The organism is Corallococcus terminator (assembly GCF_049194865.1).
GTDB classification, from domain to species: Bacteria; Myxococcota; Myxococcia; order Myxococcales; family Myxococcaceae; genus Myxococcus; species Myxococcus terminator_A.
Genome location: NZ_JBLZWL010000050.1, coordinates 121,945 through 147,889, shown reverse-complemented (window position 1 = coordinate 147,889; position 25,945 = coordinate 121,945). Strand labels below are relative to the sequence as shown.

The 25,945-nt window shown below is 66.5% G+C and carries 24 protein-coding genes and 1 pseudogene; 7 read left to right on the top strand and 18 right to left on the bottom strand.

All coding sequences use genetic code 11. The annotated features are described in order from the left end of the window. The 4 genes from ACN469_RS17070 to ACN469_RS17055 form a co-directional block, all read right to left on the bottom strand. Positions 1 to 833, bottom strand: an 833-nt coding sequence (locus ACN469_RS17070) for an alpha/beta fold hydrolase (RefSeq protein ID WP_498769176.1), incomplete at its 3' end; no start/stop codon positions are given. Between the two features lie 97 nt (positions 834 to 930). Beyond that, on the bottom strand, positions 931 to 1,524 hold the full coding sequence (locus ACN469_RS17065; RefSeq protein WP_498769174.1) for a hypothetical protein: 594 nt from the start codon (positions 1,522 to 1,524) through the stop codon (positions 931 to 933). A gap of 341 nt (positions 1,525 to 1,865) precedes the next feature. Then, positions 1,866 to 2,027: a hypothetical protein gene (locus ACN469_RS17060; RefSeq protein ID WP_498769172.1), complete on the bottom strand. Its 162-nt coding sequence runs from the start codon at positions 2,025 to 2,027 to the stop codon at positions 1,866 to 1,868. A 23-nt stretch (positions 2,028 to 2,050) separates the two neighbouring features. After that, positions 2,051 to 2,461, bottom strand: a complete 411-nt coding sequence (locus tag ACN469_RS17055; protein ID WP_498769170.1) for a hypothetical protein — start codon at positions 2,459 to 2,461, stop codon at positions 2,051 to 2,053. Between the two features lie 24 nt (positions 2,462 to 2,485). Between ACN469_RS17055 and ACN469_RS17050 the strand changes: the two genes are divergently transcribed. Then, positions 2,486 to 3,031, top strand: coding sequence for a hypothetical protein (locus tag ACN469_RS17050; RefSeq protein ID WP_498769168.1), 546 nt, complete (start codon positions 2,486 to 2,488; stop codon positions 3,029 to 3,031). On the opposite strand, the gene ACN469_RS17045 is transcribed toward ACN469_RS17050, so the two are convergent. Both ACN469_RS17045 and ACN469_RS17040 read right to left on the bottom strand, forming a co-directional pair. After that, positions 2,970 to 3,884 (bottom strand): DUF2381 family protein, encoded by a 915-nt coding sequence (locus ACN469_RS17045; RefSeq protein WP_498769166.1) that lies wholly within the window; start codon positions 3,882 to 3,884, stop codon positions 2,970 to 2,972. The genes ACN469_RS17050 and ACN469_RS17045 overlap by 62 nt on opposite strands. Before the next feature lie 41 nt (positions 3,885 to 3,925). Then, positions 3,926 to 5,770: a serine/threonine-protein kinase gene (locus ACN469_RS17040; protein WP_498769164.1), complete on the bottom strand. Its 1,845-nt coding sequence runs from the start codon at positions 5,768 to 5,770 to the stop codon at positions 3,926 to 3,928. A 251-nt stretch (positions 5,771 to 6,021) separates the two neighbouring features. Between ACN469_RS17040 and ACN469_RS17035 the strand changes: the two genes are divergently transcribed. Beyond that, positions 6,022 to 6,372, top strand: a complete 351-nt coding sequence (locus tag ACN469_RS17035) for a helix-turn-helix domain-containing protein (protein ID WP_498769182.1) — start codon at positions 6,022 to 6,024, stop codon at positions 6,370 to 6,372. Here ACN469_RS17035 and ACN469_RS17030 read toward each other — a convergent pair. The 3 genes from ACN469_RS17030 to ACN469_RS17020 all read right to left on the bottom strand — a co-directional run bounded on the left by ACN469_RS17030 (position 6,364) and on the right by ACN469_RS17020 (position 8,523). Beyond that, positions 6,364 to 7,404: a serine/threonine-protein kinase gene (locus tag ACN469_RS17030; RefSeq protein ID WP_498769180.1), complete on the bottom strand. Its 1,041-nt coding sequence runs from the start codon at positions 7,402 to 7,404 to the stop codon at positions 6,364 to 6,366. The two genes, ACN469_RS17035 and ACN469_RS17030, sit on opposite strands and share 9 nt — an antisense overlap. 569 nt (positions 7,405 to 7,973) lie before the next feature. Continuing rightward, entirely contained in the window at positions 7,974 to 8,225 is a 252-nt protein-coding gene (locus ACN469_RS17025; protein WP_498769162.1) for a hypothetical protein, read from the bottom strand. A gap of 40 nt (positions 8,226 to 8,265) precedes the next feature. After that, the gene (locus ACN469_RS17020; protein WP_498769160.1) at positions 8,266 to 8,523 is read right to left on the bottom strand and encodes a hypothetical protein; all 258 of its coding nucleotides are present in this window, start codon (positions 8,521 to 8,523) and stop codon (positions 8,266 to 8,268) included. A gap of 564 nt (positions 8,524 to 9,087) precedes the next feature. Here ACN469_RS17020 and ACN469_RS17015 point away from each other — a divergent pair. After that, positions 9,088 to 9,747: pseudogene (locus ACN469_RS17015) on the top strand (glycoside hydrolase family 17 protein); the annotation flags it as partial. A 52-nt stretch (positions 9,748 to 9,799) separates the two neighbouring features. Beyond that, positions 9,800 to 11,671, top strand: coding sequence for a glycosyltransferase (locus tag ACN469_RS17010; protein WP_498769158.1), 1,872 nt, complete (start codon positions 9,800 to 9,802; stop codon positions 11,669 to 11,671). Here the strand turns inward: ACN469_RS17010 and ACN469_RS17005 are convergent. Then, positions 11,616 to 12,065, bottom strand: coding sequence for a DUF4345 domain-containing protein (locus ACN469_RS17005; protein WP_498769156.1), 450 nt, complete (start codon positions 12,063 to 12,065; stop codon positions 11,616 to 11,618). The genes ACN469_RS17010 and ACN469_RS17005 overlap by 56 nt on opposite strands. Before the next feature lie 234 nt (positions 12,066 to 12,299). On the opposite strand from ACN469_RS17005, the gene ACN469_RS17000 reads away from it, so the two are divergent. After that, on the top strand, positions 12,300 to 12,764 hold the full coding sequence (locus tag ACN469_RS17000; protein WP_498769154.1) for a hypothetical protein: 465 nt from the start codon (positions 12,300 to 12,302) through the stop codon (positions 12,762 to 12,764). Between the two features lie 69 nt (positions 12,765 to 12,833). Here the strand turns inward: ACN469_RS17000 and ACN469_RS16995 are convergent, their stop codons facing one another. From ACN469_RS16995 to ACN469_RS16975, 5 genes are all read right to left on the bottom strand, one after another. Beyond that, on the bottom strand, positions 12,834 to 13,499 hold the full coding sequence (locus ACN469_RS16995) for a hypothetical protein (RefSeq protein WP_498769152.1): 666 nt from the start codon (positions 13,497 to 13,499) through the stop codon (positions 12,834 to 12,836). Between the two features lie 35 nt (positions 13,500 to 13,534). Beyond that, positions 13,535 to 14,521, bottom strand: a complete 987-nt coding sequence (locus ACN469_RS16990; RefSeq protein ID WP_498769150.1) for a hypothetical protein — start codon at positions 14,519 to 14,521, stop codon at positions 13,535 to 13,537. A 161-nt stretch (positions 14,522 to 14,682) separates the two neighbouring features. Then, positions 14,683 to 17,040: a hypothetical protein gene (locus ACN469_RS16985; RefSeq protein ID WP_498769148.1), complete on the bottom strand. Its 2,358-nt coding sequence runs from the start codon at positions 17,038 to 17,040 to the stop codon at positions 14,683 to 14,685. A gap of 159 nt (positions 17,041 to 17,199) precedes the next feature. Next, positions 17,200 to 20,379 carry a phospholipase D-like domain-containing protein gene (locus tag ACN469_RS16980; RefSeq protein ID WP_498769146.1) on the bottom strand — a complete coding sequence of 1,060 codons (3,180 nt, stop codon included), beginning with the start codon at positions 20,377 to 20,379 and terminating at the stop codon, positions 17,200 to 17,202. Positions 20,380 to 20,437: 58 nt separating this feature from the next. Beyond that, on the bottom strand, positions 20,438 to 21,691 hold the full coding sequence (locus ACN469_RS16975; protein WP_498769144.1) for a Tat pathway signal protein: 1,254 nt from the start codon (positions 21,689 to 21,691) through the stop codon (positions 20,438 to 20,440). Between the two features lie 311 nt (positions 21,692 to 22,002). Between ACN469_RS16975 and ACN469_RS16970 the strand changes: the two genes are divergently transcribed. Further along, on the top strand, positions 22,003 to 23,109 hold the full coding sequence (locus tag ACN469_RS16970) for a hypothetical protein (RefSeq protein ID WP_498769142.1): 1,107 nt from the start codon (positions 22,003 to 22,005) through the stop codon (positions 23,107 to 23,109). Positions 23,110 to 23,176: 67 nt separating this feature from the next. Here ACN469_RS16970 and ACN469_RS16965 read toward each other — a convergent pair whose 3' ends face one another. Together ACN469_RS16965 and ACN469_RS16960 are read right to left on the bottom strand one after the other, a co-directional pair. Beyond that, on the bottom strand, positions 23,177 to 23,614 hold the full coding sequence (locus ACN469_RS16965; protein ID WP_498769140.1) for a hypothetical protein: 438 nt from the start codon (positions 23,612 to 23,614) through the stop codon (positions 23,177 to 23,179). Between the two features lie 10 nt (positions 23,615 to 23,624). Further along, the gene (locus ACN469_RS16960) at positions 23,625 to 23,981 is read right to left on the bottom strand and encodes a hypothetical protein (RefSeq protein WP_498769138.1); all 357 of its coding nucleotides are present in this window, start codon (positions 23,979 to 23,981) and stop codon (positions 23,625 to 23,627) included. A gap of 191 nt (positions 23,982 to 24,172) precedes the next feature. Here ACN469_RS16960 and ACN469_RS16955 point away from each other — a divergent pair, with 191 nt between their 5' ends. Further along, entirely contained in the window at positions 24,173 to 25,114 is a 942-nt protein-coding gene (locus ACN469_RS16955) for a hypothetical protein (protein ID WP_498769136.1), read from the top strand. A gap of 63 nt (positions 25,115 to 25,177) precedes the next feature. On the opposite strand, the gene ACN469_RS16950 is transcribed toward ACN469_RS16955, so the two are convergent. After that, on the bottom strand, positions 25,178 to 25,909 hold the full coding sequence (locus tag ACN469_RS16950) for a PaxA (protein WP_498769134.1): 732 nt from the start codon (positions 25,907 to 25,909) through the stop codon (positions 25,178 to 25,180). Positions 25,910 to 25,945: the final 36 nt, after the last annotated feature.

Below are 25,945 nucleotides of genomic sequence, written 5' to 3'. Positions count from 1 at the left end.
TGCCGGAAGGCGTCCGTCGTTGGCGGACAATGGCGACAGTCCTTGATGAGTTCCTGCTCGGCGAGGGTGGGAAAGAGCGCCCGCGCACGAGCGAGCAGCTTCTCTCCCGGAAAGCTCACATCTCCGTCCCCGGCCAACACGAGGGTGGGCGCCTTCAACCTCGCGAGTTCCTCCGGCTTCGCGAGCGCGGGGACCCGCATGTCCATGTTGCATGCGCGGACGGCGTCGCCAAGGAATGGCGCCCAGTCATCATCCGTGGTCGTGAGCAGGTTTCGGACGAACGCCTGCAGGCGCCGCTCCGACGGGGACATCCGATAGAGCATCATCGGGATGGCCACCTTCGTGAGGCCCTCCCAGTGAGAGCCGTTCACCACCCCCGCGGGGAAGAGCAAAGCGAGCCTGTCGATGCGCTCGGGTGCGATGGCCGCGAGCCGGATGGACACGAAGCCGCCCCAACTCACCCCCACCACATGGGGACGCTGGAGCGACAGCCCGTCAAGGACGTCTCGTAGCCACTCGCCATACTCGTTGTTCGACACCGAGGGCCGCACATCCGCGCTCTTCACCGACTGGCCGACGACATCCACGGCGTGAAGACGGAATCGCTCCATCAAGGGGGCCAGTTCGTGGAGCACGTGCGCGGAGCTCGCGAGCGCGCCGTGGAGGACGACGACGTCGGGGCCGGCTTCTGGACCGCCCACCAGCACATGCGTGTCGCCGATGCGGGTCTTCACCGTCCGGCTCTCGGTGGGCACCCGCAGGCGGCCACGGAAGTGCTCATGCCACCGGGAAAGGACCGCCTTCGCCTGCTCGCCCTTGAATGCCGATTTCATCTGCCCATCATCTCATGTTCTTGCGCTGAAACCGGTGGGCCGCCGTGGGCCGCATCCGAGGTGCTGACGTCGCGAAGAGCCTGGGAGGCGTCACGGGTCACCGGCAGCGCATGTGCCCGCGCACGCTCGTTCCGTTCTTCCGCGTGTAGCCGTTCACCCAATGGCAGTTGCCGGACCCGTCGCCCTTCGTCGAGGAGGAGGACCCGCTGCCCTGCGTCGCGGAGGCCCCGCCGCTGCGACCCGTTCTGGCGGCGGCCTGAGTGCGAGCAAGCGCCTGCTCCTCGACGACCTTCGCCTTCTCTCTGTCTGCGCGATTCGAGGTGTCGCACAACTTCTGGTCCGACACCGTGACCTCCTCACCCGAGGCTGGATGACGAGTCAGGAACGCCTTCGCATCCACGCTGAGGCCTGGCAGGTCCGATACGGCGACGTACCGGGCACAAGCCCGTGCCCGCTCCCGGTTGATGTCCGCCAGGACGTATGCCAAACGCCCCCGGGACTCGAAGGCGGCGCGATTCGCGGGGCCGCGGGCAATGATGCGCTCATATGCGGCAAGTGCCTCGCCGGGCTGGGCTGCGTCCACCATGGTCACATTGCGCACATAGGGGTCCTGTCTGGCGCACGCCGTCATGAGGAAGAGCAACGAGAGCATCGCGAGGAGTCCCTTGGACACGACACCTGCACGCTTCACGTTTGCCCCCTACCCTGGTCGATGCGCTGACATGACGCCCCGCTGAGGATAGCGAGCCCGTTGCGGAGAGGACGCTACCACGCCTCAGTCATTCCCTGTCACGTCGAGCATCCGGGGTTGAGGCGCCTCCAGTCGAAGAGGTCATGCTAGGCCCGATGAGAGGAAGTGCTGTCCTGACAAACCTTTCAATCCGGAAGGCACTTCAGGAGGTGCCCATGCGATTGATACGATTGGAGCGCGAGGCCGCATGACGCTGCTGCCACAGCCACTCCAACTCATCGACATGCAGCTCCAACAGATCGGCCATCCACTCTTCACCGCGAGCGAGCATGGATCGAATCTCAGGGCTCGGTGTTCGGTGCGGACTGGACCACCTCGAAACGGCCCAGGTCCAGGGTGAGATGGCCGTCCATCGTCTCCACGCCCCGCTCGCCGCGCGAGGTGAAGTAGGTCAGCGCGGCCCGGTAGACGCCAGGGGCGCTCAGCACCTTCTTGCGGACCACGAAGCGGAGCTCTGCGCTCGGCTTCAGCGTGAGGCGCCGGCCCTCGGGAGGCTTCTGGCCTTCTGGCGGGTGCACGTTCTCCATTCCCAGCTCCATCCACAGGGAGTCCCCTTCCCTGAGCTGCCGGGCGGCTTGTCCTTCGACACGAGCAGCCGGAGGTTGGTGCGATCCGGGGCATGGGGGTCGAAGGGGTTCTCCGTCTCGATGGCCTGGATTCCCACGTTGCGCAGCGTGACCTCGAAGGAGACAAGCTTCTCCAGCGGGAAGCGCGGCGAGGTCAGCGCGCGCTCTCCCCTCAGCACCCTGAGCGGCCGCGTCAGCATTTGCTCGGCGGCCTTGCACATCTCGTTCAGCAACGGCTCCAGGACGTCCGGGACGGAGTGGAGGGGGAACGTCCGCGTGTCGACATCCTCGCCGTCGGAACTCTCCCCCACCGACACCGTCTTGGTGTCGGAAACTTGGGGGTGACGTTGACGGGGCTCGCGACGCTGTTCGCCGCCGCGGGCTACTGGTGCGGGCTCCGGATGATGAAGACGCCCGCGGTGCTGCGCTGGTTCGCGTTCCTCGCGCTGGAGGGCCTGGGGTTGGCCACGTTGAGGGCCGCGGCGTTTCCCTTGCTGGACCCCCGGCACAACTCGGGGCCACTCATCGCGGGAGCGGTGCTGCTGCCCGCCATCCTCCTGGCGACGCTCTGGGGGCGGCGGGAGGCGCGAGCCCTTCGTGCCTACCTCATCGCGACGAACGTGCTCCTCCTCGCGCTGGTTCCCATCATGAGCGGGTGGAGCGGGCTGGACGTGAGGGGCTGCGAGGGGTTGCTCCAGCGGCTCTTCGCCCTGGTCGTCTATCCGCCCATCGGCGTCGGCGCATGGTTCTTCGCGAAGCAGGTCCGGGAGGTCGCGTCCCGCTCGGTGCTCCATCACCCTCCGGCACTGCAACCCTCTCCTACGGGAACGTCACATTGCCAATCGTCACCGTGCGCGGCCCATCCGCCTCCCAGAGCTTGAGGGTGAACGTTCCCCGAGCTGCATTCGCTGGGGCCGCGGCCTCGACGATCACCCGCGTCGCTTCGGCAACAGTAATCGGGGCTTCTTGCCAGATGCTCAGCACTTTCAATTCCACGCCAGACGGGTCCCTCAGCGCCGCACCGTCAGCAGACCAGGGTTGGCCGCCACGCATGTCCGCCAGCAAGACCTCCACAGCAACTCGATTCTTCGAGCGATAGCTCCGGACCTGCTGGGATGGCTTGAGTGCGTTCCTCGAATCGAACGACAGTGACTCGGTCAATAGCCTTCCAGCCACACCATGAACATCCAGGCCCTCAATCGCTATCAGCCCCGTCAAGCCACCTGGAAGCTTCCGCTCGGAGACCAGTCGCGCATTCTCGTTCTTGAGGTGCATCGCCTCCGCACGGGCCTCTCGGGCCTCTTGCTGATACGACTCGACAGTTCTCGCGCTCCGGAACACCTCAACGACGGCATCGGCCTTCGCGGGATGCACCACGAGCAGGAATGAGGCTCCTGTTGGCGCGGCACCGTCGCGAAACCTTACAGAAAAGCGCAACCGTTCGCCGGGGCTGGCGCGTGGAGACAGGTCCAGTCGCACGGTTGCCTGCCCCATATCCACACGCGTGAAGAGATTCCGGGCCTCGAGTTCCATGCTGTCCGGGAGAATGTCCGCATCAAAAAGCAGCATGGTATACAGTCCCGGGCTGACGAAAACCTCGGTGGGTTCGCGTGCGGCATCCGGCAGCAAGTCGATGCGCCGAACACCCACTCCCAATGCCGCGCCGTCTTGAGCAGTCGCCCCTCCAGCCATCAGCAGGAGACCCAGGAGAATGGCTGATGACAATGCCTGCATCCGATTTCTACTCCCGTGTGTGAATGCCTGCTTCCATCATGTCACTCAAACTCGGTCACAACCTTTACATCGCATCCGGAGAAGACTCGGGCACCAGAGCCAGCATCGCCTGATTTCAGCACCAGGCCCTTCTCCAACGAATTCGACTGAAGCTCCAGACACACCGGGAAGGCATCCCCTTCGCGCGTGCGTGCTCCGATGAATCGACCATAGACGCGGTCACTCACCGAAAGGTGACCCGAGAAGACCGTCCCACTCGGGATGCGCTGCCAGCGGCCCAGGAGGATGACCTCCGCCGCCCCATCTCGGACTGTAACGATTGCGGTACCACCACCCTCTACAGGGAGCGTTACATCGTGGTGGTCCCCGACCTCGACGCCCCGCTGCGCCATCGCCTTGACCGCCCCCGCCGGGCACGGCTCGGGAGGGGGCGGAGGGCGAACCTGCACACCGGGGCAGCCCAGCGCTGTGCATGCCGCTGCCGTGGCAATCGCCCTGCTCATGATGCCTGTCCCCTTCCTCGCGGACTTCGGGGGCATCGGGGTCTCGGTCTTCTGCGTCGTCACGGTGGTGGTCGCCTCAAGGAGCATCGCGGGAACGGCGACGACCGCAGGGGTGGCCACCGTTCGAATGGGGGGAGCTGCGGCCGGGCCAGCTTGGGACGAACTTTTGGGACGCGCTACTTCCTGACGAGTCGGCAAGCTCCCCGCGACGCGCGATGTCCGCCAGCTCCACACGACCGCCAAAGCGACGAGGACGAGGGCCACGGCCACGGCCACCGCCGCCCCCCACCGCCACGGACTCCGCGCCCGCCTCGGCACGCTCTTCGGAACCGCGCCTTTGCCCTTCGGAGGCAGCGGGTCCGCCTTCTTCTGGGGACGCCTGCCGCGACGGGGGCGCTTCGCCGCCACGTCGACCCAGTTCCACATGCCGCCCGGGTCACCTTCTTTGCACGGGCCATACTCCGTCGTTACCGCGTCCTCCCCGTACGCGTCACACAAAGGCACGTCCCACGCGGCGTCAGCACTCTCCAGTACCGCCTCCAGCTCCGCGCAGAGCACCCGCGCGCTCGCCGTCCGTGCGTCGGGCGTCTTCGCGAGCAACCGAAGGCACACGTCACTCAGCGCTTCTGGCACGCGCTCGTTCACCACCCGGGGTGACACCACCGCGTTCGCGATGACGACCTCCGGCAGCGTGGAGTTGCCCCCCTCGAAGGGGCGATACGTCGTGAGCAGGAGGTAGAGGACGACCCCCAGGGCCCACAAGTCGTCCGAGGCGCCGGGCTCGTAGCGGGCTCCTGGCACGTCCCCATGCCGGCGGAAGTACGTCCACGCCTCTGGAGAACGGTAGTCCAGCGTCCCGGGAGGCAGGATGCCCGAGGTGATTGCTCGCGCCCCCTCGTAGTCGCCCACGCCGAAGTCCACCAGCTTGGCCACGCCATCCGAGCGCACCATGACGTTGGCTTCCTTGACGTCGCGATGAAGGACACCCGCTTCGTGACTCGCCACCAGCGCGCACGCCACGTCCAGCACCACGCGGGCCACCTGCCGGGCGGTGGGGTTCTCCTCCTCCGCCCACACGCCCAGCTCGCGCCCCTCCACGAACTCCATGGCGATGACCGCGAACTCCGGCACCGCCAAGGGCCAGAACCCCAAGCCACGAATCCCAACGACGTTGGGGTGATGGAGGCGAAGGAGGATGGAGACCTCACGCTCCGCCCGTTCTTTCACACGCGAGAGGTCCAGCAGCTTCAGCGCGGCGCGCTGGCCCTCCAAAGAAGCCAGGTACACGGCACCGAAGCCGCCACTGCCCAGGCGCCGCTCCACCGTGTAGCCCATCACCTGCGCCCCGGGCGCGAGGACCGCGAGAGCCGGCGCTCCGCTCATGACGTTCCGCTCCCCAACCCCACGGCATCAGCCTCTCGCATCAACACCCTCCCAACGGAGCGACACGCTACCAGACCTCCCCACCCACCATGGAGTCCTTCCTATCGAAGGAAACGCAGGATGAGACGTCCCAGGTCTACCGTGGAATATCGCTCCTCCAGGGTTCACCTTCGCCAACCCGTCAGCTACATAGGTCCCCTGAAGACAGCCTCACTCCCACCTCGAACTCCGGCCCTCCCATGACTGCTCTCCTGAATGAAGAACTGGCGGTGACCATCGGCACGGCGGCACGCGCCGCGCGTCAGAATCTCGGGCTGACTCAAGCCGAGGTGGCCGAGCGAGTGGAGCTGGTCTCCATGGTCTACAGTCGGCTGGAGCGAGGCAAGATGTTGCCCAGCGTCCCGTCCCTCTATCGCCTCTGTCGTGAACTGGGCGTGTCCCCCGAGGTGATGCTCGACCTGGGGGGAGAGAACCCAGGCAAGAAGTCGCGCTCCCGCGAGGAGGCGACGCCCGGACTCCGTCGCTTGCAGCACCTCGCGAGGAAGCTGGATGCGGAGAAGCTGGATGCGCTCCTCCACATCGCCACCGTCTTGTCACGATGAAGCAGGAGTGATTCTGGCGAGCGCGTCCAGCGCATGCTCGCCCAAGCCCTCCAGGAACAAGCCGCCCTCCCCAGACTCGTCCTGGTCACGAGAGAAGCCACCCTCGGCCATGACGCGGGCCACTTCCGCCGCCGCCTCGTGACGCCCGTATCCAGGGTGCCTCTTCGTCAGCGCCGCGCGGAGCGCCTCGCCCATGTCCGCCGCCGTGGCGAAGCGCTCCTCCGGCGCAACCCGCAGGGCCGTGTGCAACACCTCACGAAGGTCCGGCGCCATTGCACCCACCGCTCGCTCGATATGCTCGGGGCCGAACGAGTCGAGCAGCACCCTCATCTGCTCCAGCGGGAGCGAAGGGGTGTATTCCGTACGCAACGAGGTCGCGCCCTCGGGAACCTGGACCGCCACGTCCAGTTCGAAGAGATGCCGGCGGGTGAGCAGCTCGGCCAGGAGGACTCCCAGGGAGAAGACATCGGAGCGTGGGGTCAACGGCAGCTTCTTCAGATATTCGGGCGAGGCGTAGGCGACGTCGCCCCTGACAAGGCTCGCGGGTGACTCCTCCCGGCCTATCACCAGCGAGTACGCCGCTCCGAAGTTGGACAGCTTCACCTCCCCATGCGCGCCGACGAAGACGTGCCTCGGATTGACGTCGCGGTGGACGATGCCGAGCAGCTCGCCGCCTTTTCCCCGCGACGAGTGCGCGAAGTGCAGCGCCTCCGCCAACTCCACGCCCAGGTAGAGGGCAAAGGCTTCCGAAACAGGCTTGCTCCTCACGGCAGCGGCATTCAGCAACGTGTCCACCGAAGGGCCGTCCACGTACTCCATGACGACGTGCAGCGAACCGCGGTGGGCCTTCGCGAGATGCACCTGGGCAATGTTGGGGTGGTGGAGGAGGAACGCGAGCTGAATCTCTTCGGCGAGGCGCTTACGCGCCATGTACGTCGAAGGATTCGCCAGACGCCTCACGAGACAGAGGCCGGGATGCGGCTCATCCATCGCGAAGCGGTAGGCCAGGAACAGCGCCTCCCCCGTCGGCATGGCGGTCAACTTGCGGACCACCTCATACCGGATGGACCCCATCGTGAAGAGTGGCACGGGCACCGGTAGCCGCGACGCTCTGGAGGGCTTGAAAGAAGTGCTGCCGCTATCAGTGGACGTGGGCACGAATCCTCGGGGGCTGGGGGCACGGCGCAGGAGCAGTCCGAGGATTCTTCGCGGAGTGAACCTTAAAAGTCTACTATCTAGTAGACCTTTACTTCGTCAGAAGAGGAAACCACGCCGCCGTGCGGTCCCGCTCCACGCCAAGGGCGAGCCCCCTTGCAGCCACGAGCCGACCTGCACCTTCGTCCCTGGCAGGCGACTGCCATCACGATGAGAAGGGGCGGCTCATGGTGCGCCTGGTGAAATTCCACCGTGGCGCAAGCCGCGCGCCGTGCCCATCACCTCCGTGTTCGGCGCGGAGAAGCTGTCCCAGGCGGGCGTCGTGACGGAGCCCGCCACGTAGACGTTCTCCCAGCTCAGGCCCGAGGTGGCCCGTCATGCCCATCCGCCCCCCCGAGGAGGAGGGCGGGCGCACCGGCGGCCTTTCGCGACAACAGAAGTCGTCGCTACGGGCACAGGAATCGCGTGCAGTACGGCGGCAGGCCTCCTGCCTGATAGCAGCAGTTCTGGTTGTCTTGACAATAGACGGTCTGGTTGCCGTCTGAACATTCGTAGACGCGTTGGTCCTGCGACTGCATTTCATCCGCCGTGGGCTCTTGCGACTCGGCGGGAGAGGCGTCATCCAGTGCCCCACCGCAGCTCACGGACAGCAGCGCCGCGGCCAATAGCATCCCTCTGACGAGCATCTTCATTTGCATGAACCCCTTCTCCAATGGAAACCAGAACGGACCGCGAACCTCAGCTACACGAGTAGGTGAGCGTGCTCGTGCAGAAACAGATGCCGGGCTCGTTGGGATACTGGTTGTAGCAACGGAACCGGCTGCCGGGCGTGGTGCACGCCGTCCCCTCGCTCTCCGGGCAGCTGACCCAGAACGCCTGGACGTCGGCGCCCTCCTCGGGCGTCGTCAACTCGGGCTCTTGTTCGTCGACTCCGACAGGTGCTCCACACGCCGACACCCACAGTAGCGAGGCCACCAGGAATATTCGCAGACGCATCTCGACTCCCAGGCAAGGGGTTTCCAGCCACCGAATCATAGACAACAATGGATTGACAAACCACCACCCGCCACACTCCGCCCTGGCTGCATCCTTCCGTGCGAGCTGTGGTCTCCTCCGCACACTGACAGACACGCCCAGGTCAACAGACACTCGGACGAAGCTGGCGTACGTCATCGCGGAGGCCCCGATAAGGCTTCAGGAGGTCCTGAGCACCGTGATGGGCAGGCCCCGGTGGAGCGCCCCAAGCCCTGGTCATGCCCGACCCCAGGGACTGCCCGGTCAGCCCCCGCCCGGGCATCCCGCGCGGCATCCAGGACTCCGCGAAGAGCGCGTTCGACTTCATGAACCTCGAAGAAGGCCGAGCTCGACGGCGACCACGGACACGTAATGTAGGCACTTGCACCGCCGTCCATCGCGAGCACCACTTCGCTTGCCAGCAAGACGCAGGTTCTTGGTTTCCGCAAGCACGCCACGTCCGCTCAAAGACAGACCCGATGACTCCTCGCTCGGGCCGTCCCCACGACTGCACTGGCGCGGCGGTTGCTACCCACGACTCCCGCTATGTCTTCGCAAGGATTGGGTGTCCAGCTGGTTGTCGTGGTGACCATCGCCGCGCTGTTCACCGGCTTCTGGGCGATGAACAACCGCCCGGTGCCCGCCCCGGACTGGCCGGAGAAGGTGTCGGGCTTCTCCTACTCACCCTTCCGCCACGGTGGGAGCCCGAAGCAGGGTCGGTATCCCAGCGAAGCCGAGCTGCGCGAAGACCTCGCCCAGCTCAGCACGCTGACCGACAGCATCCGCATCTACTCGGTCGATGGTCCCCAGGCGGACATCCCCAGGCTGGCCGAGGAGTTCGGCCTGCGCGTGACGCTGGGGGTCTGGATCAGCCGCGACCTGGAACGCAATGAGCGGGAGATTGAGAAAGCCATTGAACTCGCCAACACCTCCCCCAGCGTGGTGCGGGTGGTGGTGGGCAACGAAGCGCTGTACCGCGGGGACGTCTCGTTCGCTGCGCTGGTCCAGTACCTGAAGCGGGTGCGCGCGGCCGTGACGGTGCCGGTGACCACCAGCGAGCAATGGCACAACTGGAGGGAACACCGGGAGCTGGCCAGGCATGTCGACCTGATCGCCGCACACATCCTGCCCTACTGGGAATTCATACCGGTGGAGTCGGCGGGTACCTTCGTGATGGAGCAGTGCCCGGGACCTCGAGCAGCTGTTCCCGCGAAAGCCACTCCTGCTGTCGGAGGTCGGCTGGCCGAGCAACGGCCGCATGCAAGGCGGCGCCGAAGCCACCCAGATAGACCAGGCCATCTACCTGCGCAACCTGGTCAACACGCTCAACCGCCGGGGCTACGATTACTTCGTCATCGAAGCCTACGACCAGCCCTGGAAGGGCAGTGATGAAGGCGCGGCCGGCGCCTACTGGGGCGTGTTCGACGCCGCCCGTCGGCGAAAGTTCAACTTCGAGGGCCCGGTGGTCGCCATCCCCGAGTGGCGCGCCCTGGCGGTCTGCTCGGGCGTTCTTGCCCTGCTCGCCATGACGCTGCTGCTCATCGATGCGTCGGCCCTGCGCCAGCGCGGCCGTACCTTCCTGACCTTCACCTCCTTCTTCTGCGGCTCAGCGCTGGTGTGGATTGGTTATGACTACAGCCAGCGCTACAGCACCTGGTTCAGCCTGGCCGTCGGCTTCTTGCTGGCGCTCGGCTCGCTCGGCGTGTTCATCGTCCTGCTCACCGAGGCCCACGAGCTGGCCGAAGCCGTGTGGATTCCCAAGCGCCGCCGCGAGTTCCTGCCGGTGCGGACCGACCATGCCTATCGACCGAAGGTGTCTGTCCACGTGCCCTGCTACAACGAGCCGCCGGAGATGGTCAAACAGACCCTGAATGCTCTCGCCGAGCTTGACTATCCCGACTACGAAGTCCTGGTCATCGACAACAACACCCAGGACCCGGCGGTGTGGGAGCCGCTCGAGGCCCACTGCGAACTGCTCGGCGAGCGCTTCAAGTTCTTCCATGTCTCGCCCCTGCCCGGTTTCAAGGGCGGCGCGCTGAACTACCTCATCCCTCGCACTGCCAGGGACGCCGAGGTGGTCGCGGTGATTGACTCGGACTACCGCGTCGACTCCAACTGGCTCAAGCACATGGTGCCGCTCTTCACCGACCCGAAGATCGCCGTGGTGCAATCACCTCAGGACTACCGGGACCAGGACGAGAGCATCTTCAAGAAGGTGTGTTACAGCGAGTACCAGGGTTTCTTCCGTATCGGCATGGTCACCCGCAATGACCGTGACGCAATCATCCAGCACGGCACCATGACCATGACCTACCGTTCGGTGCTCGAGGAGCTGGGCTGGGCCGAGTGGTGCATCTGCGAGGACGCGGAGCTGGGCCTTCGCGTGTTCGAGAAAGGCTACTCGGCGGCCTATTCGCACCACAGCTACGGGAAGGGCCTGATACCCGACACGTTCAGCGACTACAAGAAACAGCGCTTCCGCTGGGCCTATGGCTCCATCCAGATCATCAAGCACCATGCCAACAGCTTGCTGCGCGGCAAGAACAGCGAACTGACCCGAGGCCAGCGCTATCACTTCCTCGCCGGCTGGCTTCCCTGGGTGGCCGACGGCCTGAACCTCCTCTTCACCATCGGCGCGCTGCTCTGGTCCGCGGCGATGCTCATCGCGCCGGAGCGGATCCAACCGCCCCTGCCGATCTTCGCCATCCCGCCGCTGGCTCTGTTCGTGTTCAAGATCGGGAAGGGCCTCTTCCTCTACCGCCGCGCGGTCGGGGTCGACCTCAAGGCCGCGTTCGCCGCCGCCCTGGCCGGGCTGGCCCTCTCGCATACCGTTGCCAAGGCGGTGATGTACGGCGTCTTCACCCGCGGCATGCCGTTCTTCCGCACGCCGAAGAACGCGGACCGCCATGGCTTGTGGGTGGCCCTCTCCGAGGCCCGCGAAGAGGTGTTCATCATGCTCCTGCTGTGGGGCTCGGCGGCCGGAATCTATTGGGTCCATGGCCTGCCCGACCCGGACATGCGCTTCTGGGTGACTCTCTTGCTGGTGCAGTCACTGCCCTACCTGGCGGCATCGGTCATGGCCCTGCTGTCGAGCCTGGGACGGCCAGGGGCGCGGGTGCCTCGCCGGTGAGCTCGTGGGCCGAGTCTCTTCCCTTGCGCGCATGCGTCCAGTGCGCGCCGGCAATGACGACTGGGAACACCAGCTCGGGGATGAGGTAGCCGAGCCACAGGCCCGTCGGCTCGGGCAGGCCGACCTTGCTCATGGACAGCAACCTGCCCACGGCCGCCATGAGAATCGAAAAGGCGATGAGGTAGACCAGCGTTCTCTGTTGGCGAATCGTGATGGCCGCCCACAGGCTGATGACGCCCATGGAGAAATAGATGCCGCCCATGAAGCGATGCAGGTTGTCCAGGCGGGGCGTCGTCTCCGGCTGCCCCATGAGCAACTGGACCGAGCCCCCGAACAACGCGATGGCGGCGACCAAGAAGAGACAGACCTGAACGATGCGTTGCGTTGCCGGCAAGCTGGGCCTCGAGGGGAAAGTGCCGTCACTGTAGAGCGCTGAACCCAAGCGGCACCAGCAAAGAGAGCTGTGTGCCCCCGTGGAGGCCAGAAATATCCCAAGCGACTGTGTGGACCGAGCGCCTGTGAAGCACCTTACAGTCGGCGCCAGCGCGGCAAGGAACCCTGCCCGGCGCCGTGATGTTTGGAATGAACATCCCGACGTTGCCATCCACCTTTCTGGGAGGAAGACGCCATGAAGAACTCCATGACTCTGGATGCGGGTCTCCAGGCGATGGGCGAGGCCACCGCGGCACGGCTGAAGCTGACGCCCGAGCAGCAGGTGCTGCTCGCCAATCACGTCGACGACGAGGGCGGTGAAGCCAAAGCAGCCAGGGCGCTCGGGGGGACCATCGACATGCCCTTCAGCATGCCCGTCGTGGGAGGCTCGAGCTCTCTCACGACCGAGAAGAAGACCACCGCATGGGCCAGCATCTCGGGCTATTTCCAGCTCACCGCACCTCCGAATGGCGTGTGGAGCCTCCAAGTGACTGACACCGCCCGGAGCGGGCGAGTCGTCCTGAGCGCCCAGGCAGTCCCGTGCGGCCAGCAGGTCCCCTTCTCATACAAGACTGGATTCACGTGCCAGCTGCGGCTCTCTGTCCAGTGGAGCCAGGCGGACGACACCACGCTCCAGGGGCAGCTCCACGCCCGCTACTGAGCAACGGTCACCCCTCCCCGGCCCGGGAGCGCTCGGCCGCGACGCCGAGCGCCCTCGGGCAGGAGCGCCTCAAGGGGCGGCCTTGCTCTTGAGGGAACGGACGACGAACTTTCCATCGACGTAGTCGACCGTTCCCAGCTTCTTGCCGTAGATGCTGGGCGGCTCTTCGATATCCGCCTTGATGACGATGCTCCTGCCTTTTCGTGGCAGCGCCAGGGTGACGATGGTCCCTCCCCAGTCCTCGAGGGTCTTCCTGGCGGCCCCCTTCTTTCCGTCAGCGGAGAGCAGCCCCGCGTCCGAGTACAGCTGGATGGCGTCCTCGGTGGAGATCCGCAGGGCCGCCGGGTCTGGCGTCAGCCCCTCCTGGGTGCAGCGGAACACGAAGAAGTCGTTCACCGACCCACCCGACGCCACGAGGACCAGGTGGTACCCCGTCGGGTTCTTGAAGAGGGCGGCCTCGAAGCTCCCCATGAAGTCCGGGATCTCGAGGGTCGCGTAGCCGTTCGGCACATCGCGGATCTTCAGCGACTTCGCGACGAAGTCCGCGGCGAGCGAGTCACCGGAGTCCTGACCGAGGCGCATGGGCCCTCCATCGGGGTAGCGCTCGAAGAGGTGGCGGAGCGCTGTCTCGATGTTGGTGGTCATGCAGCCGGAGCTGCCCGCGGGCCTGGCGGCCGTGCCGGCCGGGGTGGCTGAGAGCAGCGCGAGGACGGCGACGGTCTTCAAGAGAATCACAGGGGCTCCCGTGGGAAACGTTGTCGGAGGGGACGTCAGCAGTCCCGGGCGTAGTCCTGCTCGAACACCAGGACGCCGCGCGATTCGGGGAAGTAGATGACATACAGCTCCCAAATCATACAGGCGTCCGGCCACATCTCCCGGCCGTAATGCCAGCCCGTCACCTGCACCGCCTCCGAGCCGTTGCTGTACTCCAGGCCCAGGTCCGGATGCAGGGAGGACAGCCGCGAGAGCAGGCGCGTCTGCGCGAACTGCGTGTAGGTCGTATCCGGCAGGCGCGCGCCGAACAACGCGTTGCTCTGCTCCGTCAGGGAGACCGCCTCGGCGACCTTGTCCAGGCTCGCGGGCGTCGACTGGCTCCAGGGGAAGGAGTAGCCGCGCAGCTCGCCGTAGCACGCGGACGAGGTGCCACAGGCCGTGTTGGCCGCGGACAGCTTGGACTGCAGACCCGCGCTCACCGACCGCGAGCTCAGCGACACAGTCCCGTCCCCCGGCGCGCAGCTGCCGCTGAGACAGTCGAGCTGGAGGCGGAAGCGCTTGCCCGCGCCCGCGCCACTGCTGACGACGACGAGATACTCGCCGCCCTGAGCGAAGGTGACGGAGGCCACCTTGCTGAGCTGGCCATAGCCCGCGTCATCGTCCTGGGCTCGCACGGTGGTGCCGTAGCTGCCGCTGGCATCCTTCGGGCCGTACACGAAGAGCCCCGTGTCCAGTCCCATGCTGCTGCCCAGGTGAGTCACCTCCAGCTTCGCGCTCGTGCCGGCCGCGGCGTTGATGCCGAAGGAGTAGTACTGGAGAGGGATGGTGAAGGACGTCTGCACCGCGCCAGGGAGCGCTACGCCGCCCAGGAACGTGGTGCTGTCCAGGATGTTGCCACTCGGAGGCGCGGGCGGAGCGAAGAGCACCCCCTGCTCCACGGTGTCGACGGCGGACGGCACATCCTCCACGGGGAGGTCGGAGGGACCGCAGGCGGCCAGCAGGAAGGCAGACACCCACCGGAGCGCCTTGAGGGAACGAAGCATGGGAGATGACCTCGTGGAACGGGGAATGGCACACCCCTGTTCGCCGCCACCGCCCTGCCCTCCCAGGTGAGCCGCGCGGAGCATAGTCACGCGCGGCGCGGCCCTCCCAGGACTTCACACGTCAACCCGATGCACCCTCGCGCGCAACGTCTCGGGGGGCATCAGGGGGCGGGCTGCAGCGCCTTGCGCTCCTTCGCGCAGACCTGGATCAACTCGATCATGCTCATGCTGCCGCCACCGACGTCGAACTTCTGCTCCTTGAAGTCGGGGTACCGGTTCTCCAGGATGCGCCCCTCCGCGATGCAATCGTTGAGCTGCGCGAGCGCCTCGGGCTTCTTCCCCTTGGAGAGCAGAGCCTTCGCCGAGTCGTAGGCCTTCCTCTGCCCTTCGTGGAACCGCAGCTCCACGTCGGCCCTCTTCTGTGGCGCCTGCAGTGACTCCGCCTTCTGGGCGCACTGCGCCATCACCTCTTGGGGCCCCGTGGGGATACCGCCCACGAGCACGTCGACCGAGGCGAGGCTGGCGTTCTCCTTCACCATCCTGGCGCCCTCGTCCTGGCAGGCACCGAGCTTCTCCAGCGCGCTCGCGTACAGCTCCTTGCGCTTGCGCAGGTCCGTCGCGGACGCGGCCGCCTCCGACGCCTTGCTGGCGGCGCCCAGGGCCTCACCGGTCAGCCGACGCAGCGCCCGCGCCTGCTTCGCGAACTCGAGCGCCTCGACCAACTTCAGCCACTCGGCGCGAGCCCGCTCCGCGGCCGACGCATAGCCCGCGTCCTGCCGCTCCAGCTCCGCGTGCGCCTCGAACATCTGCATGACCTCGTCCACGCTCTTCGAGGCGGTCTCGACGTCGCCGTCAGTCGAGGAGATGCCCTTCGCGGCGTCGAGCTTCTCCTTCGTCGTGGTCAGCCGAGCGGAGAGCTGAACGCGGGCCTCCGCCGCGGCCAGGACGATCTTCCGCCGGGTGATGCGCTCGCTCAGGTCCGCCATGCGCTCCTTCGTCTCCTTGGCGTACAGCGCGTAGTCGCGGTCCTTCTTGACGAAGTGGGCGCCCGTCTCCAGCACCCCGCCGATCTGCTTGACCGCGTTCTCCGCCTCCTGGAGCTGCGCCGCCGAGGGCGTCTCCTTCTGAATCTGGATGACCAGCGCCGCCGCGTTCTTCCGCGCCTCGTCCACCTTCACGCGCTGCTGCTGCAAGTCGACCTCGTACCGGCGCCGCTCCATCGTCGCCCGCCCATCCTTGAGCAGCTGACGCGCGTCGGCGGCGGCCGGGCTGATGGCGGGGTTCTTCGCGTGAACCGTCTCCAGGGTCTTCTCCAGGACGACCAGCGCCGTCTTCGCCTCCTCGAACTGCTCGGCGGTCGCTGCCCGCTTCTCGATGGTGCGCAGGGCCTGCACGACCTCGCCGCGAGCCGCATCGAGGGTGCGGACCTGGAGCGCCACCTCCACCTCGACGAGCGTGTTCTTCACCTCGGTGAGGTACTGGCCAATCGCCTGGCTCCTCGCCGCCTGCGGGTCGTACTTCTCCACCAGCTTCCGGACGACGAACGCCGCGGTCTTCGCCTCGGCGAGCTGCTCGGGCGTGGGCTTCCTCGCGCGCAGCGCCTTGGAGGCGGCGACGAGCTCTTCATGGGCGGGCCCCATCTCCACCTTGATTCGGGAGACGCCGGCCTGCACCACCAGCTCCTCCATCCGGCGCTTGGCCCCGGTGACCTCGGCGCGTCCCTTCTCCGCCTCCGCGCGATACGCCTTGTCACGCGCCTCCAGCGGCTTGCCCTCGTCGAGCTGCTTCTGCAGCGCCGCCGTCGCCTTGTCGGCGGCCCCGAACTTCTCGTCCGACCAGGCCTTGTCCACCTCGGCGAGCGCGGTCGCCAGGGACTTGCGGCTCTCGTCCAGGAGCCCTCGCTGCTTCTGCGCCGACAGCTGCAGCCACCGCTCATCGAGCGTCTTCTCGTGACGGGCGATGGTCGCGTCGACCTCGGTGAGGTACGCGGCGAACTTCGGATCCTGATTCTTCAGGGGCCGGCCCTCCTCCGACAGCTTCTTGAGCGCATCCACCGAGGCGCGGGCCTCGTCCATCGCCTTGGGGCCGGGGTCCCCCTGACCGAGCTTCGCCATGCGCTCATTCAGGGGCGCGAGCGCGCCGTCGATGCGTCGGCGGAACTCGTGGATGTGGACCTTGGCGCGGCGCTCGTCGACGTACTCTCGCTGCGTCCGGAGCTGCTTCCGAGCGGCCAGGACCAGCTTGGCGTACTCGAGGTCCTCCGTCTCGAAGCTCGCTCCCGAATCGAGCGCGACCTTCAGCGCCTCCACCGCCACGACGGCGGAGTCGAGGTCCGCGTTGCGAGGCGGCTCCACCTCGATTCGCTGAACGGCCGTCGCGAGGGCGGCGCGAGCCCCCTCCACGCGCTTCGAGGCCTCCTCGATGGACCTCGCGGCGCCAGCGGTCGGAGCCGCGGCGGAGGCAGCGTAGGAGGCGAGGGCGAAGAACCCGATCAACACCAGGACTGGAGTGCGTACCATTCAGGCCAACCTACTACAGCGCGGGGGGTGGGAGCCTCGGCATAGTGTCCGAGGCCCCCTGCCCGCCGAAGACCCGCGCTGCTGGGTCACCCGGCGGCTCGTGCGGTCATGGCCCTGCCTGGCCGCACGGGGGGCCGCACCCGCCTGTCGAGGCACCCGTCAGAACTGGCTGAAATCCAACTTGTCGACCACGACGAAATCGTCGTCGTCGTCCTCCTCCTTCACCTTGTCCAGGCTCCGGGTGGGCGCCACGCTCCCTCCACTCGTGGCCGTGGGTGGGGACGCCTTGGGGCGGGGCTCCGCGGCGCCGGACTCAGCGAATGGATTCTCCACCACGACGAAGTCATCGGCGTGCCTGTTCAAGCCATCCAGGTCTCGCTGGTGCTCCGCGCGGAGTCTGACCGCGGCGGTGCGAGGGTTCGCGTCCGCCGGGGGCAAGGCGCCGTCGGACTGAACAAGCTGCCGCGCGAGCTGGACGACCCAGGCTCCGCAGCTGTGCTGGACATCTCCTCCTCCCCCGAACTTGTCATCCTGATAGCGGACGAGGCATCGCTCGAACAGGAGGTCCGGGAAGGCTCGCCCCAGCGAGTTGAACAGGGAGAGGTCAGCGCCCATCGGGGCGAGCGGGTCGATGTAGAGCACGCGAGCCTGTCCCCTGCCCGCACCCGTGGGAGGAGCCACCTTGATGTACATCAGCGCCCAGTGATTGCCTCCGACGTTGTAGGGCTGGAGCAGGACGCGGGGCGGGCTGTCGGCACGCATGTCCCCGAGGACGTCGCCATACGCGCCGGGGAACATCTGCGTGACTTCGTAGCGGGAGATCCCCATGTGCACGCTCACATTCGGCGTCCTCCCGAGGTAGTGACCCAGGAGCCTGTGGATCTGATCATTGGTGTAATAGTGCGTCCCCCCGAGCTGGTCACCGCTCGAATCGGGCTCCGAGGACGGACTCCGTGCCTGCACCGTCGCCCCGGAAGAGGACGTCGCCGAGGTCTTGGGTGCCACCGACGACGAGGTCGCCGAGGCCGTCGGTACCACCACCACCGGACTGGCGAGGCGCCGGGCATCCGCGGCCTTCTTCATGCTCTCCTCATGCAGCCGGAGCATCGCGCCGAGATCCGCCGGTGCGCGCAGGTCGACGCGCGAGACCTTTCCCCTGTTGGCCAGGTTCAAGAGCGGCGGAGAGAAGCCCTGGGCCGCCAGACCCAGACCCAGACCCGAAGAGGCGCTCCGGAAAGGAGCGGCGCCGCGGAAGGACATCGAGGGCCCCAAGGCGGAGGGAAAGAGGAGGTCCTTCCTGCCGCCAAGCAAATCAAGGGGCGCCTTCTGACCGCCGAGGCCAGCGGAGCCCACCTTCCTGCTCAGGCCGAGGCTGGCGATGCGCCCGCTCTCGAGCCCCGGAAGACTGACCGGCCTGGCCTTCTCCAACCGGGTCGTGCAGCCGCCCACGCAGCGAGGATTGACGCAATGCTGTCCCGAATAGTGCCACAGGGGAACCCAATACGACCTGAGCATGTCCCCCACGGCGGCCGACCCCTCCACCAGGTAGTTGAACTCGGAGAGGAAGCCTGGATAGAGATTGTCCGACCCGACCACATACGACTCGTCGTCGACAATCATGATCTTGGAGTGATTGCCCGGCGCGGATGGGACCTTGGGAAACACGGCGCCACTGGCCTTCTTGACGGACTCCAACGCGCTCCCGATGACTCCCTTGCTCGGCGGCAGCTGCGCGAGTGGGGGCTGCTTCAAGGTCGCCGTGTATCCTTCGGGCGTGAGTTCGGGCCAGAAATACGTGTCGCCTTCCCGGGTCTTCTCCTTCGGGACGTCGGTGAAATAAAAGGGAGCGATGTGCAGCCGGTCCAAGGCCAGCAATCGCACGTCGGCGTCCGGCAACCTGGCGTCGGTGTCGACGGCATGCGCCATGTAGTATTGGAACAGCTCGAACGTACGGCACGCCCCCGAGCCGAACGAATACTGGTCGCCCTCCGCGCCAGCCCCCGCGTCCAGGGGTGAAACCACCACCTGGACCTCCAGCTTCGGGTTCGCGAGCAGCGCCTCCATGATCCAATGGCAGACGACGTGCGAGGACCATTTCTTCTTCCACGCGCTCACCAGGTCCATTTGCGACAACCGCAGGATGCTCCTGGCGCCCTTGATCAACTCCTCCTTCATCAGCTCGGAAGCCTTTTCGTAGTCCAACTCCATGCTGGACCCCTTCCAGTACTTCCCGATGGACAGGGCACGGGTCGACTTCTTGTATTCTCCGAGGGCCGCGTAGGTGTTGTATTCCTTCTCCTTGAACACGGGGGCTTCCAGGTCCGCGAAGGTCTGGAGGTCTTCTCTGCGGATTGCCTCCGCGTCCGCCGCCTCCTCCTCTATCCGCTCCATGAGCTCCATGGCGGGTCGAGGCTGGCGAGGCCTGGCCTCCGACCCGCTGGCCTCATGCAGCCGCGCGAAGCCCTGGAAACACGCGGTTCGATAGTCACGGGCCTCCTGCTGAAGCAGCGGGTCCTCGGGCAGGCGCACCCGTGCGTCGTCGTCGGCGACGTTGCTCCACTTCAGGGTTCCCGCGTCCAGGTGCTCCTTCGTGAGCACGTCGGTCTTGCACTCCCACATCTTGTTCAAATACTGCTGGGCGCCCAGGGCCGCCTCGCCATGCATGACGACTGACACGTCGTGCACGGGCGGATAGCTGGTGAACAGGTCCATGTTGAGGTTGTGCCCCCCGACCAGGGCCTCGGCGCCATCCACGGCGATGATCTTCGAGTGGTTCCACGTCATCTTGGTGAAGTCGTCATCGCCGTCCGACACCAGCCAGGACGGCAGGGACGAGGTGACGCGCGCGGAGAGCCCCGCGACGAGCCCTTCCTGGAGCCGGTAGAACTTGCCCATCCAGATCTCCGGCGGCTGCTCCCAGTAGCGAGCACGCGCTCTCACCAGGCGAATCAGCGCGCCCTGGAAATCGATGAGATTGGGAGACGTGCCCTGCTGGAAGATCATGGGCGTCTGCCCGAACAGGAACCGGAACTGCGTGCGGTGGGTCCGCCCCAGCTTCGCGCTCAACGAGGCGTCCATGGCGCCCAGAATCACCTTGGCCCAGGCGGGGTCCGGGCTGTTGAGCGAGGACACGTCACAGCGATACCTCGACTTCTGGATGATTTCGCCGAGGGCTCTTTCGAAGTCCTTGGTGCGCTTCCTGGCCGCCGGCATGATGCCCGGGCCGAAGGGCTGCCCCCAGATGCGAGGCGTGTCCATGATTCGCACATAGCTCGCCCCGCTCAGGTGAGTGAAGTAGCGGGGATGCACCTTGGCCAGCACCCGATCAATCTGACTCATCGTCTCTGAACTCCTCGTCCAATCGGTTTGCGGGTGCTCTCGGTCGCCACGACCCGACTCACAGGAACTTCCACTTCACCCACCCACCCCCGGACTGCTCGATGGTGCAGGGATAGGCCAGGCTGTAGGGAGGCGTGCCCACCACGTCCTCGAGGTAGGAGGTCTTCCAGGCGAGCCTCCCGAGGGTGGACGAGACCTGCCGCACCGAAGGTCGCCCGCTCATGCGAGACGTCCGGGTCTCTCCGCCAGCCATGGCATCGAAATGGGAATGAGCCGTATGGATGGCCTTTCTCAGTTGTCTGGCGCTCTCCCGGACACGGCACCGCGTGCGGAAGGTCGTCTCCCACCGGGTCAGGTAGGCGCGGGCCAGCTTGTAGACGAGCTTGGGGACCGCCGAGACATCGGCGTTGACCTTGGACGCCGCGTACTGGCCGTCGGAGGTGGTGTTGCCCGCGACGGTGCCATGCCGGCCCCTGCACGCGTAGAGACTGTATCCCTCCGGCTGAGGGAGACCGCCGTCGACGAGCGGGTCATCCAACTGACGGTTGTCCGCGAGCGTCGACCAGGTGCTCCCCAGTCCCCGGTTCTCGATGGCGACATGGCCGGGCTGCCGGGTCATCCGGGCATTGGGCCGCGGAATCAACGCGTTGAAGCCCTGAGTCAGGTGGTCCCAGGCATAGACGCCGACATAGTTGACGACGTTGGGCGGCAACTGGGTCTGGATTCCATACCACTGACCAGGCCCTGGAACGGGGTCGATGGCGAAGATGTTGATGGGGATGTTCCTGATGTCTTCTCCCCCATAGGCATACAGGAACCAGGCGGCCATGATCGACTCGACCGCGCCACGGCTGTGCCCGATGAAGTTGTATTGCTCCGCCTTGCTGCCCGCCGCGAGACTCGCGCCGTGCAGCGCGAGCGCCGCATCCGACCAGCCCAGGAACTGGCTGGTGAGGGTCCGTTGATTGCCTTCCGAATAGGTTCGCGCGTACCCGCGCAGGTCTCCGGGGGCATTGCCCAGACGGTCATCCAGGGCGTCGCACCCGTCCATCTGGTTGCACCAGTCGTTCTCACCGACGCCTCGCACGGTGACGCTGTTCGTCGTGTCCCGAAGACCGGTGGAGATCTCCGTGTGGAGCCGGACGGGGATGTATCCCGTCTCCGGGGCGTAGATGTTTCTGTCGCTGTAGACGTGCTGATCCTTCAGGCCCACCCACTTGAGGAGCTTGTAGTCCCAGTTCCGGGTTTCCTCACCCTCGTCACGCGAGCAGGCGGTTCCACAGAAACACACGGTGTAGACATTCTTCGGCATGCCAGTTTCATCCCGGTGGAATTGGTTCTCTGCATGGACGCGAGACCACGGCCTCCCCCCCGGGAACAGGCCGCGCACGAGCACTCCGCGACCGTATGCACTTCACGTTCCGTGCCATGGAGGCGCGGAGGTTTGTTGCATGCAGGCTTCCCGAGGGTCACCAGCGCCATGGGCCGCTGGACGGATGCTCCGCGCGTACCGGTGAGACGCAGCCGCGTCCCCTCAGACCGCACCCCCCATTCCGAAACCAGCGAAGCCTTTGGGGGCTCCCCGTTCAGGTGGCTGCAACCCTGACCCAGGAGTCCCCCGACATGACCCACCGGTCCCCCCTGCCCCTGCTATCCTCCGCGCTCTGCGCCCTGCTCCTCGCCGCCTGCGGCTCACCGGGCGCCGCCGAAGCCCCCGCGAAACAGGCCATCGAGAAGGGCACCCTGCTGCATGAGCTGAAGCTGAGCGACACCCGCTCGGTGCGCTTCATCGAGTCCGCCCCGGGCGAGGTCTTCGTCACGGAGTCGGGCCACATGGACAGCGACGCGGCCCACCTCCAGGAGATGATGAAGAAGGACCAGGACCAGGACCAGCGCCAGGAGCTGGCGGACGTCTACCTCGCCCTCGTGCCCGGAGCGAAGCGCGCGGACGTGCCCGCCGCGCTCGTGGAGGCTCAGGGCCGCATCGCCATGGCCCACAATCTCCAGGCCCGAAAGGCCGCCCAGGAAGCGGGCCGCACCGCCGACGCGCCCATGTCCGAGGGCCCCTCCGCCCTGGACGCCGAGCGAGGCCCCTCCGCCTCGAGCCTCAACGACACCTGGGACTGGGTGGGCGACAAGACCTGGTTCCGGAACAACTTCTGTATGACCACCGCGACACAGAGCAGTACGTGTCTCACCGACTACTGGTATGGCTCCTACAGCGGCGTGAAGGACAGCACGGTGTATTTCCGCGCCGTGGGACTCGCGGCCGGCTTCGACTCCACCGCGTACTTCTATACGCAGTACAAGACCTGCAGCATCTGGCCGTGGGAGGGCTGCTCGTGGGACATCAACTACGCCGTCATCCTCCAGGCTCGCCACTACATGATGGTCACCTGGAACACCGGGCCGCGCTCTCGCTGGGCCGGCATCGAATCGTCCAGTGACCGCGTGTACCTGAGCGCCATCTGGAGCACGACGACCTCCACGCCTCCGCCCCCGCAGGAGTCGTGCAACGTCTACGCCCGCGCCCACGCCACCACTTGCTACAACATCGATGGCAGCGTCTCCTCCCTCTCGAACACCCTGTGCGCTGACGCCTGCGCGAGCTCGTACTCCACCGCCTCGCAGTGGGCCACCCAGGCGCTCGGCACCCAGACGTGCCTTGGCGCCTACGCGGGCTGCTGCCAGTACTACGTCGACCAGAACTTCAACCGCTGCGGCGGCTGAGGCGCTTCCCTCATGACGGGGCGGCGCGCACTCGCACCACCCCGCCATGGGCCACCCGAGCTCCGCGCTAGAGAGGGCGGAGCGACGCGCGGTCGATGTCGACGGAGAACTCTTCATCGCCCAGCAAGACCTCGCTGGCCCGGAAGCGCTTGCCCTCGGGCGTGACGAGGAACCAGGTGACGGCGATAGCGGGGTCGTCCGCGGGAGGCGAGACGAGGACGTCCTCTCCGAGCTGAGCCGAGACCCGGGTGGCCACCTCCTCGGAGGTGAGCCCGGAGCCCCCGCTGACGCGGGAGGCATCAACGTAGAGCGTGGCATCCGTGCGGAACCCCTCGGGCCGGAGCACGATCTGCACGAGCACGGCCGCGAGAGAGGGGCCGTCGAGGTCGAAGCGCGTCACCTCGCCGGGAGGCAGGCCGAGCGCGAGGGCAATGCTCTCGAGGAGGCGCTCCTCACTCACGACGCCATGGACGAGAAATCCCAGAACCTGACTTTCGGGCTGCATGTCTTCCCTCTCAGCCTGCCTTGTAAGCCTTGAGTCCGGCTTTCCTATCAACCTCGGGGAGCTTCATCTTGTCCATGTACTCCCTTGCACGTGGGGTGTCTTTGAAATCGTTGTAGAGCCCCAGCGCCCTGAAGGCCCCGCGGTTCAGCTCGTGAACCCCGTCGCCTCGAATGGGGTACAGGGTGCCATCATGGTCGCCATAGGTCCGACGGTTGAGGGTCCAGGTCATGACCCCGGACTCGTTGCCCTTCTTGGCCTTGCCCTCGTTGATCTCCTCGGACGGCGCGCCGAGCAGGACACCGAGCGCCACCAGCACGGTGACCAGGGTCAGCGAGAAGGAGCTCCTCGAAGCGGAGGGACGATGCATCACTTTCTCCTGCGGAGATGGGCTGTGGCTGTGAGGGACCAGCCTCGCGCAAGTCGCGAATCTTGGGGAGTGGGTCGACAGAACTCGGGCGGGTGGGAAACGCCCTGGTGTGGTTCACTCCAGGGCATGCCGCGACTCCAACACGCAGCGGTCCTCATCTGCTTGATGGGGCTGCGAAGAAAGGTGTTCCCGTGACAACCGCTCCGACCGTGCGCTTCGAGCTCTATCGCGAAGTCGACCGCGGCGCCCCCAAGGCAGGGAGCAATGTCCACATGGGCCCGGACGGGAAGCCCCAAGGCATGGGGCGGCGGGAATATCACCCCGTCATCGAGCGGTGCGCGCTCGTGCCTCCCAAGGACGTCGACCCGCTGGCCACGAGGCTGGTCTTCCTTCCGTACTTCCGCGAGACGAAGCCCGCCACCACGCTGGGCGAGTTCTTCAAGGCACAAGCAGCGCACGACCCGGCGCGTCTGCGGAAGCTGCTTCCCACCAGCCTCGAGGGCTACCTTCGCCACCCCGTGGACAGCCGGCAATCGCTCGACATCCTCGTAGAGCCTCAATCCCAGTCCATGAGCGTCCTCGTCGCATGGAGCGGTGAGACGCAGTGGTACACCGACCAGGTCTTCTATCGGCTGGAGGGCATCGACGGCTGGAAGCGCGGCGCGGGCACCGACGTGGTCGAAGGCTCGCTCAAGGACTTCATCCGCTGCTCTCCGCTGGTCCAGCTGCGCTTGAGCGAGGGCGTCTCGCAACTCCAGCACCCGGAGCGAGCCCACGTGTCCTCCGCGAACAACCGCGTCCTGAAGCTCTCGAAGTCACCCGGCATGCCCAACACGAGGTCCTTCACGCTCGAGGTCTTCGCGGACGGCCGCTTCGAGCGCAGGACCACGCTGGACGGTGAAAGCACGGGCACCGACGTGCATCGGCTCACGTCGCTGCTCATCACCGCGAGCAAGCTCGCGCCCATCCCCCCGGCGCCGCTGCCGCGTCGGTTCATGCACGATGCCCAGGAGACGTCGGTCTCCTACCGCGTCAAGGGCCGCACCCAGGACGTCACGCTGGACTCCGACACGCCCGCCGACGTCCAGGCCCTCATCGAGCAGATCGCCGCGGCGTACAAGCTGGAGCTCTGAACCCGCGCGAGCCACGCCTCCAGCGCCGCGAGGCTTCGCGGCGTGCTGGAGGCGGCGACGCGCCTACTGGATGGTGATGGGGATGTTGTAGAGGAAGCACACGGGGACCTTCTGGGGCTTGTACTCCCAGCCCACCTTGAGTCCCTGGATGATGTCCTCGTCCGCGCCCGGCACGGACTTCACCGGCGTCACTTCGTACACGCTGCCGCTGGTGGAGACGCACACCTTGTAGATGCCCTGCAGCGTCTGACCGCGGTGGGACTGCTTGAACACCTCGGACAGGCGCGGCGACGTCTGGCGCACCACGTCACGCTGGATGACGAAGGGCGGCACGTTCTTGGGCTTCACCGGCTCGGCTGGGCCCGTTCCACCCACCGTCCCACCCACGACGCCCCCCACCACTCCACCCACGACGCCACCGGCCACACCTCCGGCCACGCCTCCCTCGACGCCGCCTTCCTCAGCGGGCGCCTCGGGCTCCGGCGTCGCGGGCTCGGGCTCCGGCTCCGGGACTTCCGCCACCGGAATCGGCTTGACCTCCACGGGCTGGCGGAGCTCCGTGCGGGGCTTCTTCTCCACACGGGGGGTCGTCCTGCTCGGCGCGGGCGGGGGCGGCGGAGGCGGCGGAGGCGGGGCCTTGACGAGGTTGAGCACCACGTCGATGGGCTGCTCCGCCTCGAGGACGATGGGCTTCACCAGCAACATCATCACCGCCACGATGCCGACGTGTACGGCGACGGAGAAGGCGGCGAAGCCGAGGATGCGAGAGGGCGGGTCGGTTTGCTGCGCGAACATGCTGGGCCAGGGCATACCACAAGCCGGGAACGAGTC